Annotated in this window: 15 protein-coding genes; 7 read left to right on the top strand and 8 right to left on the bottom strand. The window is 41.1% G+C overall.

Going from position 1 to position 12,776, the window contains the following annotated elements:
* Window positions 1-101: 101 nt before the first annotated feature.
* Window positions 102-659: a YufK family protein gene (locus NSQ76_RS15450; RefSeq protein WP_034622124.1), complete on the top strand. Its 558-nt coding sequence runs from the start codon at window positions 102-104 to the stop codon at window positions 657-659.
* A gap of 247 nt (window positions 660-906) precedes the next feature.
* Here the strand turns inward: NSQ76_RS15450 and NSQ76_RS15445 are convergent, their stop codons facing one another.
* From NSQ76_RS15445 to NSQ76_RS15435, 3 genes are all read right to left on the bottom strand, one after another.
* Window positions 907-1,317, bottom strand: coding sequence for a thiol-disulfide oxidoreductase DCC family protein (locus NSQ76_RS15445; RefSeq protein ID WP_024423304.1), 411 nt, complete (start codon window positions 1,315-1,317; stop codon window positions 907-909).
* Between the two features lie 18 nt (window positions 1,318-1,335).
* Window positions 1,336-3,237, bottom strand: a complete 1,902-nt coding sequence (locus tag NSQ76_RS15440) for a transglycosylase domain-containing protein (RefSeq protein WP_051582041.1) — start codon at window positions 3,235-3,237, stop codon at window positions 1,336-1,338.
* A 107-nt stretch (window positions 3,238-3,344) separates the two neighbouring features.
* A complete protein-coding gene (locus NSQ76_RS15435; protein ID WP_220396324.1) occupies window positions 3,345-4,523 on the bottom strand; it encodes an MFS transporter in 1,179 nt (392 codons plus the stop codon).
* A 218-nt stretch (window positions 4,524-4,741) separates the two neighbouring features.
* Here NSQ76_RS15435 and kapD point away from each other — a divergent pair, with 218 nt between their 5' ends.
* A complete protein-coding gene (kapD, locus tag NSQ76_RS15430) occupies window positions 4,742-5,359 on the top strand; it encodes a 3'-5' exonuclease KapD (protein WP_025094192.1) in 618 nt (205 codons plus the stop codon).
* Here kapD and NSQ76_RS15425 read toward each other — a convergent pair.
* Window positions 5,356-5,748: a kinase-associated lipoprotein B gene (locus NSQ76_RS15425; protein WP_025094193.1), complete on the bottom strand. Its 393-nt coding sequence runs from the start codon at window positions 5,746-5,748 to the stop codon at window positions 5,356-5,358. The genes kapD and NSQ76_RS15425 overlap by 4 nt on opposite strands.
* 91 nt (window positions 5,749-5,839) lie before the next feature.
* On the opposite strand from NSQ76_RS15425, the gene NSQ76_RS15420 reads away from it, so the two are divergent.
* The gene (locus tag NSQ76_RS15420) at window positions 5,840-6,016 is read left to right on the top strand and encodes a hypothetical protein (RefSeq protein WP_162860193.1); all 177 of its coding nucleotides are present in this window, start codon (window positions 5,840-5,842) and stop codon (window positions 6,014-6,016) included.
* Here NSQ76_RS15420 and NSQ76_RS15415 read toward each other — a convergent pair whose 3' ends face one another.
* Both NSQ76_RS15415 and NSQ76_RS15410 read right to left on the bottom strand, forming a co-directional pair.
* The gene (locus NSQ76_RS15415; RefSeq protein ID WP_025094194.1) at window positions 6,017-7,309 is read right to left on the bottom strand and encodes a sensor histidine kinase; all 1,293 of its coding nucleotides are present in this window, start codon (window positions 7,307-7,309) and stop codon (window positions 6,017-6,019) included.
* A gap of 133 nt (window positions 7,310-7,442) precedes the next feature.
* Complete coding sequence (locus tag NSQ76_RS15410) at window positions 7,443-8,618, bottom strand: MalY/PatB family protein (RefSeq protein WP_135032747.1); 1,176 nt, start codon at window positions 8,616-8,618, stop codon at window positions 7,443-7,445.
* Window positions 8,619-8,701: 83 nt separating this feature from the next.
* Between NSQ76_RS15410 and NSQ76_RS15405 the strand changes: the two genes are divergently transcribed.
* Complete coding sequence (locus tag NSQ76_RS15405) at window positions 8,702-8,962, top strand: YugE family protein (RefSeq protein WP_024423298.1); 261 nt, start codon at window positions 8,702-8,704, stop codon at window positions 8,960-8,962.
* On the opposite strand, the gene NSQ76_RS15400 is transcribed toward NSQ76_RS15405, so the two are convergent.
* Window positions 8,959-9,783 (bottom strand): alpha/beta fold hydrolase, encoded by an 825-nt coding sequence (locus tag NSQ76_RS15400; RefSeq protein WP_224426588.1) that lies wholly within the window; start codon window positions 9,781-9,783, stop codon window positions 8,959-8,961. The genes NSQ76_RS15405 and NSQ76_RS15400 overlap by 4 nt on opposite strands.
* Before the next feature lie 175 nt (window positions 9,784-9,958).
* On the opposite strand from NSQ76_RS15400, the gene NSQ76_RS15395 reads away from it, so the two are divergent.
* From NSQ76_RS15395 to yugI, 3 genes are all read left to right on the top strand, one after another.
* The gene (locus NSQ76_RS15395; protein WP_003213765.1) at window positions 9,959-10,459 is read left to right on the top strand and encodes an Lrp/AsnC family transcriptional regulator; all 501 of its coding nucleotides are present in this window, start codon (window positions 9,959-9,961) and stop codon (window positions 10,457-10,459) included.
* Complete coding sequence (locus tag NSQ76_RS15390) at window positions 10,460-11,653, top strand: aminotransferase (protein ID WP_024423296.1); 1,194 nt, start codon at window positions 10,460-10,462, stop codon at window positions 11,651-11,653.
* Window positions 11,654-11,851: 198 nt separating this feature from the next.
* Complete coding sequence (gene yugI / locus NSQ76_RS15385; RefSeq protein ID WP_008345795.1) at window positions 11,852-12,244, top strand: S1 domain-containing post-transcriptional regulator GSP13; 393 nt, start codon at window positions 11,852-11,854, stop codon at window positions 12,242-12,244.
* A gap of 244 nt (window positions 12,245-12,488) precedes the next feature.
* Here the strand turns inward: yugI and NSQ76_RS15380 are convergent, their stop codons facing one another.
* Complete coding sequence (locus tag NSQ76_RS15380; protein ID WP_003212952.1) at window positions 12,489-12,725, bottom strand: DUF378 domain-containing protein; 237 nt, start codon at window positions 12,723-12,725, stop codon at window positions 12,489-12,491.
* Between the last annotated feature and the right edge of the window lie 51 nt (window positions 12,726-12,776).

Below are 12,776 nucleotides of genomic sequence, written 5' to 3'. Positions count from 1 at the left end.
ATCATAAATTTGATTTTGCTGTCGGTTTACTTTGAAAGCATCTTGTCAATCCGTTTTAAGTGAGCCATAATAAATGTGAGCTTATGAGAAAGGATCTATTTATGAAAAATACATATTTGACTGGATATTTTCCGCTGATTTCAATTTTACTATTCAGCTCTGCTTTTTCGATTTTCACAGTAGGTGTCACAACTGATTTCTTGACTCAAGCAGGCATTTTAAAAGGAATGCTTGAATTTTTCTCTGAACAGGGCATTCGTCTTGCTCTCTTTGCTGCTTTTGCACTTGTTTATTTTATGATCTTATCTGCCTTAAAACTGATTGCAGATACGGTATTAGAGCTGGCGTTACTCTTTTTCGCTAAGGACCCTGAAGGGGAGAACTTAAAGAAAATTCGGATTGCATCCGTTGTTTATTTATTTGCCAGCTTGCTAGCATTTCTGTTGACGCAGCAGCTCATTCTGCTAGTCGGACTTTTTGCATTAGCAAGTCTTGTCTATTTTATCTGGGTTGTGGTTCGCATTTATCAATCGCTTTCTATGCTGAATTTGATTGGATTTATGATGTTTATTCTGCTGTTTTGGGCGACGTTTTTGATCGGTATTTTGTACTTATTTATTAAGCTTTATAACAGTGTGATGGCAAGTCTGCCTTCATAAGCAGACAAAGAAAGCATCCTCCAATAACGGAGGATGCTTTCAGCGTTTAGACAAACCCTTGCATTCGTTGTCAGTTCTGCGCGCCGATGCTCACGAATGTTAAATTCGCTCCGCTTCGGTGCTCGTCCTTCCTAGACTGCAAAGGTTTTCAGGTCACGCTGAAAAGAAGAAAAAGAGCTAAAATAAAGATCATTTTAGCTCTTTTTCAACAATCTGAGCATCCTCCAATAATGGAGGATGCTTTTTTTTATGAAAGAAACCGTTTTTGAATATCGGGTGTAGGCATCATACAAGATGTTTTTTGACCAAACCATTTGTAGCGATTTTTTGCTATCAACTGATAAAACCAATCACGGATTGGGCGAGGTATGGCAAGGAGTAAAAAGCTCCATCTGTATATCCCTTTTAAATGCCGCGCGGCTTTTAAGATGCCTGTCGACTTCGTATAAAGGGTCCCTTTTTCAATATAAATGAATGAATTGAACTCATCTAAAGGCAAACCGTTTTCCTTTAAAATACGCTGCCCTGTATCTGATTGTAAGGAAGCGAACATCATCCGTTCATTCGGATCGCGCTTAATCACAAACTGAACAGCGCCGCTGCACACGTTGCAGACACCGTCAAATAAGATTAAATGGGGTGGATGTGTTGAATGCATCGCAATCAAACCTCCTGTTTATCTGGCGTATTGCATCGTATTTTTCCAAATACGCAAGTGCGGGCTTGAATGATAAATCGATTCCACCGTTCCTCTATCTCTTCCAACCCAGACACCCATTGTGTACTGATCTGTCAGTCCCACAAACCAAATATCTTTGTAGTCATTGGATGTCCCTGTTTTACCACCGATGTAAGGGGCGTTGAAATTCGCTTTTTTCCCTGTCCCACTCTTCACAACAGAGGTAAGCAGCTTACGCATCGTTTCATTTGTACGCTGAGAATATACTTGCTTTGGCGACTCTTTCCACTTGTAAAGGGTCTTACCGTTTAAGTCTGTCACTTTTGTGATCGAATGACTTTGTGTGTAGGCTCCTTGGTTGCCAAAGACGGTATATGCATCTGTTATTTCTAGCGGTGAGAAGCCTTTTGTAAATCCGCCAAGTGCAGAAGGAAGACGGTAATCTTCCGCTACAATATGTTCGAATGAGAATTTCTCTAAATAGCTGAAGCCTTTTTTGACACCCACTGTATCCAGCATTCGGATCGCAGGGGTATTGTAAGAATTTTTAAAGGCTGTTTCAAGTGTGACTGTTCCATACGTTTTATGATTATAGTTCTGCGGACAGTATCCGCTGCTGCAAAACTTGCCGGCACTGATGGTGCTTGAAGCCGTTGCACCGGTTTGATCAATATAAGGCGCATAGTCTAAAAGCGGCTTAATCGCAGACCCAGGCTGTCTTTGCGCTTGATAAGCGTAGTTAAAATCAAATTTCTTATAGTTTTTCCCGCCAGCAAGTGCAACAATTTGATGCGTTTCATGATTAATGACGGCTGATCCGCCTTCCACACCTTGGTAAGGCAATTGAGCATTGAGCTGATAGACGGCTCTTTGCTGTAAGGAAGGATCAAGCGCTGTATAAATTTTCACACCATCCTGGAGTAGGGCACTGACCTTTTCAGATAATTCCTTTTGAATCGCCTTTTTCGCTTCAGCTGTTTTGGCTTTCTTCAATCGTTTTGTAAAGCCCTCCTGATCAGACACAAGATCTGTAAACTCTTCATTGGCATATGTCACATAGTCAGGGTATAGGTTTTTCTTTTCACTTAAAGAAAGGCTGATTTTTTCTTTGACGGCTTTTTTGTATTGTTTTTTGGTGATGACGCCATCTTTCTTCAAAATACCAAGCAGTCGTTCTTGGCGTTTCTTTGTGTGTTTGAACTGTTTTAATGGGTCATACAGTGTTGGGTTGTTTGGAATAGCAGAGATAAATGCCATTTGGGCAAGTGTTAAAGAACTAAGCGGCTTATCAAAATAGTAATTAGCCGCAGAACCGACACCGTAAACACCATTACTGAAATAAATCGTATTTAAATAGCTTTCGAGAATTTCATCCTTCGAGAATTTCCGCTCAAGTTCATAGGAATAGAGCAGCTCCGTAAACTTTCGGCTGAACGAACGTTCATGGCTTAAATATAAGTTGCGGGACAGCTGCTGTGTGATCGTACTCGCTCCTTGGCTGATGCCATGGTTTTTGACATTTGCAGCAAGGGCACGAACAACCCCCATAAAGTCAATTCCCTTATGGTCATAAAAGTTGCGGTCCTCTGAACGAAGGAACAGCTCCTTCACAGGTTCAGGAATGTTATCGTATTTCACGAACACTCGGTTCTCATCGTTTGAGACGATTTCGGAGATAAGAGAACCATCCCGGTCATACATATAACTGTTTTGGGAAAAATCTATCTTTTCCAGCTTGATTTTTTGATCAAGCACTTCGTTAACAGGCTTTACACTTGCAGCTTCTTCCTTTGATAGATAAAAAGTCAGAGCAAATAATGGGATGAGGGCAGCAAGTAATAACCAACCAATGATTGCACGAAACATGAGGTCACTCACTTTCTTCAATTTTCTAGCCATATCGTACCATTCTTTTGCGGATACGAGAAGGTTATTTTTAGAAAAGAAAGGGCGTGAAGTCTAGTGAATAAGGCTTTTCCGCAAGAAAAAAGAGTATCTGAAGATGATCAGACACTCCTTTCCTTTGTTTTCGCATGTGAGCGGACCGCCCATAAAAATAACGCGCCAAACAGAAAAATGCCGGCAGTGACATAAAAGACAGCTGGAATCCCGTAATGACTCGCCACAATGCCGCCGATTACCGGACCGACGACATTCCCAAGAAAGCGGAAGCTGACATTGTATCCGAGCACTTCTCCTTGCATAGAAGCAGGTGCTTTAATCCGGATATACGCCGTCGTACACGGAATAATTCCGCCAAGTGCCATCCCGTATAGGAAACGGAAAATGACTAACATGACGTACGAATCCGCCATCGCTTGCGGGATGAATAAAATAGAGGAGAGGATGAGAAGGGCAAGCAGCACCTTGTCATGACCAATTCGATCTCCGAGATCTCCCCATTTTCGCGTAAACAGCAAATTGCCAAGTCCAGTTGCAGAAAAAGCAAGCCCCGCATAAAAAGCGAGATTGACAGGACCATGTAAATCATGAATGTATAAAGCCAAAAGCGGCTGAATGCTAAAGTTCCCTACTTGTGTAATAAACGTTAAAAGCATCGTGACGACAAGCAAAGGCTGCTTGAAAATGTGAAAGAGTACATCCTTCCGTGAGTAAGAAACACGCTTTGCTTCTTTTGACCGGATCGGCTGTTCCTTCACTCCGAAGATAATCACAATAGCTGACACATAAATGACAGCCGCTGTCAGGAAAAACGTATAAATAAATCCAACGCTGTCTGCCATGAATCCACCCATTAATGGACCAAACAATCCTCCGGCAACATTACTCATCTGCATCGTTCCAAGGGTTTTACCGGCAGTTGCCTTTTCGGTCTGTGCAGAAATCAGTGCCATTGAAGTCGAGATAAAGCCTGTGACAAGCCCCATGAAGAGCCTTAGTGCGAATAGCTGATACACGGTGTGCACAAGCCCCATTAATAGAATACTTGTGGCGATGCCAATTCCGTTAATTAATAAAATCTTTTTATAGCCATGCCGGTCGCCAATCCGCCCCCAAATCGGAGAAATCAGGAAGGCCGTTAAAAACGTGACTCCAAAGACATAGCCGCTCCATCTTTGAACAAATTCATTTGAATAGCTGCTATCAAGAGATTCTATGTAAAGTGATAAAAAAGGGACGATCATTGTAATGCTCGCAGATACAAAAAAGTTCACAAACCACATGATGTACAAGTTTTTCTTCCTGTTTGTGATAGAGACCACCTTCTTTATTTATTTCGTGTTCCTTAATAATTATAAAGGAAAATAAACGATCTTTCATCAGATGAATAGGTTGGGCATAGTGAATCTGCATTATTTTCACGAAAATGAAGTGATTTCAAGGTCCGTCTTAATATAATGGTATGAGAATGAAAAGCTGACGAAAAAGTGAGGTGAAACTGGTGGAACAGAAGACGGTGCTTGTGGTCGATTTTGAATTTACGATGCCTGATGGAAAATATCATCCGCAAAATTTTTTTCCTGAAATTATTGAAGCTGGGGTAGTGAAAGCAGCAGATGAAACGATCATAGACACATTCTCTAGCTACGTCAAACCGAAAAAGTTCCCGAAGCTGACGAAGCGCTGTAAATCTTTCCTCGGAATTACGCAGGAGGATGTAGAGAGCGGAATTTCATTTGAGGAATTTATCGAGAAGCTCGTGTCACTTGATGGGGGAGAGAATTGTGAAATTATTACGTGGGGCAACATGGACATGAAGGTATTGAAGCAAAATTGTATGCTCAATCACATTGCCTTTCCTTTTAAGGGGAAGCTGAGGGACCTTGCCTTTGAATATAAAACCTTTTTTGGTGACCGCACACTGACAGGGCTTCGAAAAGCAGCAAAGGAATACGGCAGTGAAGGAGCTGGTAAGCATCATAAAGCACTCGATGATGCCATGACGACTTATCAGCTGTTAACCCTTTTTGAAAAAGACAGAGCCTATGTGGAAAATCCGCAAACAACCAAAATTGGTGAGCTGATCGATTTCTCACATTTTTTTGATTCGGCTGATTAGCGGACGTCTTCTGGAAAATAATCTTTCTCAAGAGAAGATAGGCACGCTCTTGATTTTTCAGCCCATTTGGAATCATCCGCACGGAGTGCTTGTTTCAATTTATCTACAGCTTCTTTCAGTGACTCTTCATAATCAGGGATATCGCCATCATAAGGCTTCACCATATGATGAGGGATATTTGTCTGTTCTCTATAGGCCAAAGCCCGCCTCTCTTGGAAAAAAGGCACGTCTGCTTCTTTCGGATGATGCAGGTCGCCTTGAGTGGGATGTGTCAGAACGGCTTTTACTTGAACGAGATAGGTCGATGGTTTCACTGCTGTCACTTCCCCAACGTATACACCTGTTTTATAAAAACCTTTCACAACTTGTCCAATTTGAATGTCTGTCATGTGAAATTCCTCCATTTCCTTCTCATAGGAAGGTATTTCATTTCTTTTAGCCAATATAGTGAAGTAAACGAGCAAAAGGGGGAATGGCGAGATGTCATTCATCGTACTTTTTCTACTATATTTTCCTGAAGATAAAAGGGAGTACATCCCAGCGGCTATCACCACGGTGATTTTCTTTATTGCTGCGTTTATTTGTTTTCGTCTCATCGTTCGTGCGTCTAAGAAGCAGGAGCGGATAGATGAAAAAAGAACAAAAAAAATGGATTAATCATTTTCTTCTTGTATCTTCAGGAAATTTCACGGTGACGGTTGTTCCAGACTGCAGCGAACTTTTGAAACGAATCGTTCCATGGTGATTTTCAATAATTGAAAAAGTCACTGTCAGCCCAAGTCCAGTCCCTTTATTTTTCAAGGTGTAATAGGGTTCGCCAAGTTTTTTCATCTGACTTTCTGTCATACCTACACCGTTATCAACGAAATAAAGGCAGATTTTATGATTTTCTTTTGAAGCAAAAAGTTCAATTTTCCCTTCATGTTCAGGAGCTGCTTCAATTGCATTTTTGATTAAATTAATCATGACTTGCTTGATCTTCGTTACGTCACCTTGAATGTATAAGTCAGGTTCAATGGATTGATGAATCGTGACCGATTTAAAATTTGCATAGGATGTCATCAGTGATGCACATTCCTCAAGTAATTTAGAGAGATTAAGAGATTCAATTTGATAATAGTTTTGTTTTGCAATGTCAAGATAGCTCGTGATAATGTCCTGCGCCCGGTCTAACTCGGACAGAACAAGATTTTTATAATCTTTATTGGCAGGTGGCTCTTTTGTATTATCACTCGAAAAGAGCAATTGAATAAAGCCTCTCACAACTGTCAGCGGATTGCGTACTTCATGGGCAACGCTTGCAGCAAGTTCACTTACAATGGTCAGTTTTTCTGACTGGACAAGCTGTGATCTCATTTCCGCATTTTCCTTAACGAATTCAATGGAATAGATACTGAGCACAAGAAAGAATATGTAGTAAAGAGTTGAGAAAAATAACTCAAGGAGCTTTTGCTGCATAATAAAAGCTGGGCTGTATGCCATTAAGCTGACCACAAAAAGTCCAATGTAAATAAAGAATCCTTTGGATAAACCGATAAGCACTCCGTAAAACAGCTTATTTGGCTTCGAATATTGATGCCATTTTCGGTAGAACAGGAATGGGATAAAAAAGTAAATTGGGACAACGATAAGTCCAATCCATAAGAAAGAGCCGTACATCACGAATTTGACAATGATGCTTATCAAGATGGCAACGATCCCCGCCATATATCCTCCGTATAAAATAGCAAGTACAAGGGGAATGGATTGAAGCCCAGTCTGCAAATCTAAAATCGAACCAACTGGATACATAATACATAGTGCTGAAGAGATGGATGCGAATACTGTGATGAGCAGTTTATTCGTTTTTGGGAAATGAGCAGGGGTCCGGCTTAACCATAGCGCATGATATAAAAAGATTGGAAATAGAATAAAAGATACATGGAGCAGAAAATCCTTGAACATTTCCATTTAAATGCTCTCCTCGTAAATAATTGTAATTCCTCTCATTATATCATTTCATGTACAAAGTAGATATGATAAAAGGAGGGTTTTTTTCTTTAAAAAGAACACCCGTTAGGATGTTCTTTCTATCGTATAGGTCTTATTCAACTGATAGCGTGAACGCTTGGTGGAGACGTTTCAGTCCTTCTCTGACTGTTGCAGCAGGACAGCCGAGATTCATCCGAATAAAGCCGTCTCCTTCGTGTCCGTACACGTGGCCAAGCTCTAGGATCACTTTCCCTTTTTTCAGCAGATTCCGTTTCAATTCCGCTTGACTGAATTGATAATCCCGAATGTCCAGCCACAATAAATAAGAAGCATCTGGTTTCATATAACGCATATTTGGAAGATTTTCATCGATATAGTCCATCGCCGTCTTCATATTGCCTTCGAGATAAAGAACAAGGGCATCAAGCCACTCATCCCCGTGTCGGTATGCTGCTTCCATCGCTGGAATCGCAAAGGCATTCAGTTTGGACAGTCCGTTTCTTTGCACTTCATTGTTGAAAAGAGTTCTTTTTTCTTTATCTGAAATGATAATAGCAGATGCCTGAAGCCCCGCTAGATTAAAGGTTTTACTCGGCGCAATACACGTTACCGTGATATGTGCAATGTCGTCAGAAAGGCTGGCGAAGGGCACATGCTGCTTCCCGTAAAGCATTAAATCCGAGTGAATCTCATCTGAAACGACTGTGACTCCATGCTTTACACATAGGTCTCCGACTCGCTTTAATTCCTCTTTTGACCATGCTCTTCCGGACGGATTATGCGGATGGCAAAGGAACATGAGCTTTGCTTGTGGTCTGCTCAGTTTTTTCTCTAAATCATCAAAATCCATCATATAGCGGTTGTTTTCTATTTTTAAAGGATTGGTTGAGACTGTACGTCCATTTCGCTCAATCATTTGATAAAAAGGTGTATACACTGGTGACTGTATAACTACTTCGTCGTGCGGTGCTGTAAAGGCTTGAACAGCAAAACTAAGTGCCGTTACGATTCCTGGTGTGAAGGTGACGGCATCTGTCTGGATTGTCCATCCATGTCTTCTTTTGAGCCAGCCAGCGACTGCCTGCTGCGTATCCTGATCCTGAAATGCATAGCCAAATACACCGTGATCTAATCGCTCTTTCAATGCATCAAGGACGACCTGCGGTGCTTTAAAATCCATATCGGCCACCCACATCGGAAGGGCATCTGTTGTCAGGAACAAAGACTCTGCCTGATCCCATTTCACTGATTTTGAACCTTTACGTATGATCTGTTCGTCGAAATTCATGAAACCCACCTCTAGCTGTTTTTCAACCATTCTTGGTTGTGCTAAAATAAACATCACAAAATTTATTATAAGCGGTGATACCGATGAAAGATAGTCAAGCTGTAGAAGAGATGATTCAATTCATTAAGGCATGGGACCCTTTTCATTATGGAGAGGATTTTTATGAAACGGAGCCTGCTGACGTCATCAGTGCATTATACGACGCAGAAGACCCGTTATCTTTAGCAAAAGAGATTCAAGCCATCTACCATCACTCATTTGAACAGCTTCTTCCGATAGAGAGCTGTCAGCATATAGCGAATCAGCTTTTTGTCATACGAGACAGCAGCTCCTGTTCACGCTAAGACAGGCTGAAATGTCCGATTTGATCAGACACAAAGACCGGATTTTCCTCAGGGATGAGGTGCCCGGTTTTTTTTAATGCATGTAAGGTCGAATTTGGCAGATCTTTGTGCAGTCTTTCGCCTATTTGAATGGGAACGATTCGATCTTCCTCGCCCCAAATGAGCAGCACGGGTGTTTCCATTTTCTTCAAAATGTCCGAGGTTAAATCTCCTTCCCGGTGCCGAATCAAACGAAAGATCCCCCGAAAGATTTGATCATCTGAAAATGGCTTTAAATATCCGTCGACCATCTCTTGATCAATGATGGAATGATCATGTACAACAGCCGTTAAATTTTTCATAATGCCCTGCTTTAAAAGTTTTCTTTTTAGATACAGATAAAAATAAGGAATATATGTGCTGTAAACAAGTGATCTTTTTGACTTATTCAAGTAGCCTGAGCTGCACAATAGAACCGCCTTTTCAAATAGATCCGGCCGTTCAGTAGCAGCGTATAAGGCGATTTGTCCGCCCATTGAATGGCCCACTAGAATTGCATGCTGAATCTGTAAATAACCAGCTAGCTCTATAATAATTTTTCCCATGTTGCGATAGCTGTAAATAAACGTATTCGACTTCTCGGACTGTCCAAATGGCGGTAGATCAATCGCAATTAAATTGAAGTCCTGTTTCAGAAGCGGGATGAGCTTTCGATAGCTGAAGGTAGAAGAGAAGAGACCGTGAATTAAGATCAATGTTTTCTTGCCTTCATTTGGATAGTGCTCGTAATAGATATCTAAACCGAATGTACTTTTCATATAAGCTGGCTGCACAATGTCCACATTCTTCACTCCGATACTTGATACTCTCTCTGTTAGGTGACTGTATTGTACCCTAAAAAGTGGATTTTAAGCTATCATTAGAATCTTTTCCCTGCTTAGCATAATGGGAAAAACGTGCTATAATGTTCAGAAGATTTTTTAAAACTAGCTTTTATAATCTGAGGTGTGAAATCAAATGAAACTAACAGAAAAAGAAACTGAAATATTAGAGATTTTAGATGAAAACAGCCGCGCCGATTTAAATACAATTGCAAAAATGGCAGGCGTGACAACAGAAGAAGCCGAAGCCATCATTCAAAAACTTGAAGATCAAAAAGTTATTATTGATTATTCAACCATGATTGACTGGCGAAAAGTGGATGGTCATGAAGGCGTTACAGCAATGATTGATGTAAAAGTGACACCAAAAAGAGGCGTCGGATTTGATGAAATTGCTGAACGGATTTATCGGTTTCAGGAAGTGGAGTCTGTCTATCTCATGTCAGGTGTTTACGATCTTTCCGTTGTGATCCGCGGAAGATCAATGTCTGATATTGCCCGCTTCGTATCTGAAAAATTATCGACACTTGATTCCGTTGTTTCAACAACTACCCACTTTATTTTGAAAAGATATAAACATGATGGGAAAGTGTTTGAAACAGGAGACGATGACAAAAGAATCGTGGTGTCTCCTTAAATGAAAAAGTCTTATTTATCTGAAACGGTACAAAGCATTCAGCCGTCAGGTATTCGGAAATTTTTTGATTTGGCAGCCACCATGGAAGGGGTTATCTCCCTTGGTGTCGGTGAGCCGGATTTCGTGACAGCTTGGAATGTCAGAGAAGCAAGTATTATGTCATTAGAACAGGGACTGACCTCTTATACGGCGAATGCCGGTTTAATTTCTTTGCGAAAAGAACTGAGCCACTATTTATATAAGCGGTTTCACATTGATTACAGTCCAGAAGAAGAACTCATTATCACAGTTGGCGGAAGCCAGGCACTTGATTTGGCCTTTCGTGCGATTTTAAACAGCGGGGATGAAGTAATTATTCCAGAGCCTTGTTTCGTAGCATACGGGGCACTTACGACACTAGCAGGCGGAGTGCCTGTCTATTTAAGTACAACCGCTGAAAAAGATTTCAAAGCAGATTCTGCTGATCTTCGCACAAAGCTGACGCCGAAGACAAAAGCCATTTTGCTTTGCTCGCCGTCAAATCCGACTGGGTCTGTTTATTCAAAGGAAGAGCTTGAAGATATTGCTCAATTTGCGAAAGAGCATGACCTGCTTATTATTACGGATGAGATTTATGCAGAGCTGACGTACGATGAAGCTTTTACAAGCGTCGCAGCTATTCAAGATATGAAGGAAAGAACGATCTTGATTTCAGGCTTTTCTAAAGGGTTTGCCATGACGGGCTGGCGTTTAGGATATGTGGCAGCACCACCTGTACTGCGGGATGCCATGCTGAAAATACATCAATATTCTATGATGTGCGCACCGGCGATGGCACAATATGCGGCAGAAGAAGCATTAAAAAATGGGCTTGAAGATGTAGAGAAAATGAAGAAAAGCTACAGAAGACGTCGTAATTTGTTTGTCGGCTCCTTAAATGAACTAGGACTGACATGCCATCAGCCAAACGGAGCGTTTTACGCGTTCCCATCGATTAAAAGCACAGGCATGACATCAGAACAATTTGCTGAGGAGCTGCTCCTTAGTGAAAAAGTCGCTGTTGTGCCTGGGAATGTATTCGGACCGAGCGGTGAGGGTCATATCCGCTGTTCATATGCTTCGTCACTTGATCATCTTCAGGAATCACTTTCAAGAATTCAGCGATTTTTGCAGGCTCGACAAGTGAAGGAAGAAGCATCAGCCATTTTAAAATAAAAAAAGGCATCAATCCAAATGGACTCATGCCTCACAAATTAGGGGGGAATACTAGAAAGCATTCTTGTTTTCAGGTATTCCCCCTTTTGTTCTCATCTAAACCCATTTAAAAAATATTTTGCGTAACTGCCCGTTCTGTGATATAGTTTTTAATTGCGTATAAACGAATATTAAAACATTTATTTAGGAGTTGTTATCATGGCGACAAAGTTTGAAGTAGGCAGTGTTTACACTGGTAAAGTAACAGGATTACAAGCGTATGGTGCGTTTGTTGCATTAGATGAAGAAACTCAAGGACTTGTGCATATTTCTGAAGTAACACATGGCTTTGTAAAAGACATCAACGAGCACCTTTCAATTGGTGACGAAGTACAAGTAAAAGTTCTTTCTGTTGATGAAAATGCAGGTAAAATCAGCCTTTCTATCCGTGCGACACAAGAAGCACCTGAAAGAAAAGAAAGCAAACCAAAGAAACAAAGACCACAGCAAGTGAAAGAAGAAGCTGCTGCACCACAAGGTTTCAATACGCTTAAAGATAAACTTGAAGAGTGGATTGAGCAATCAAACCGTAAAGACCTTATCAAGAAATAATAAAAAAGCACCGCTTCAAACGGTGCCTTAGATTGTAGACAAAGGGCTAAAATGATCTTGATTTTAGCCCTTTGTCTTTTTTTTCAGCGTGATAGAAAACCTTTGAAGTCTAGGAATGGCTGCTACTTTTGCGGAGCGAATTTAGAATTCGTGAGCACCAGCGCGCAGACCTGACAAAGAATGCGAGGGTTTGTCTACACGCTGAGGCTGCCTCATGTAGGCAGCCTTTTTTATGTCCTTTTATTTAACGAACTTCTGGGTTCGGCTCGTCACGGCGAACAGCTTCTTCGCTTGGTTTGAACAACAGACCAAGGTTGACAAGACCTGCAATTCCAACAAGACCATAAATAATACGTGATAATGCAGAACCTTGTCCGCCGAAGATCGCTGCTACTAAGTCAAATTGAAAAAAGCCGATTAGTCCCCAGTTAATAGCACCGATAATCGTGAGCACGAGGGCAATACGCTGAATAGCACTCATCGTGATTCCTCCTTTCGCTACAGCATCAATACATTTATATTTTGCAGATTT

This window comes from Bacillus sp. FSL M8-0256 (assembly GCF_038005765.1).
Classification (GTDB): Bacteria; Bacillota; Bacilli; order Bacillales; family Bacillaceae; genus Bacillus; species Bacillus safensis.
The sequence above is the reverse complement of the archived record's forward strand: the minus strand, read 5'-3'. Positions and strand labels throughout refer to the sequence as shown.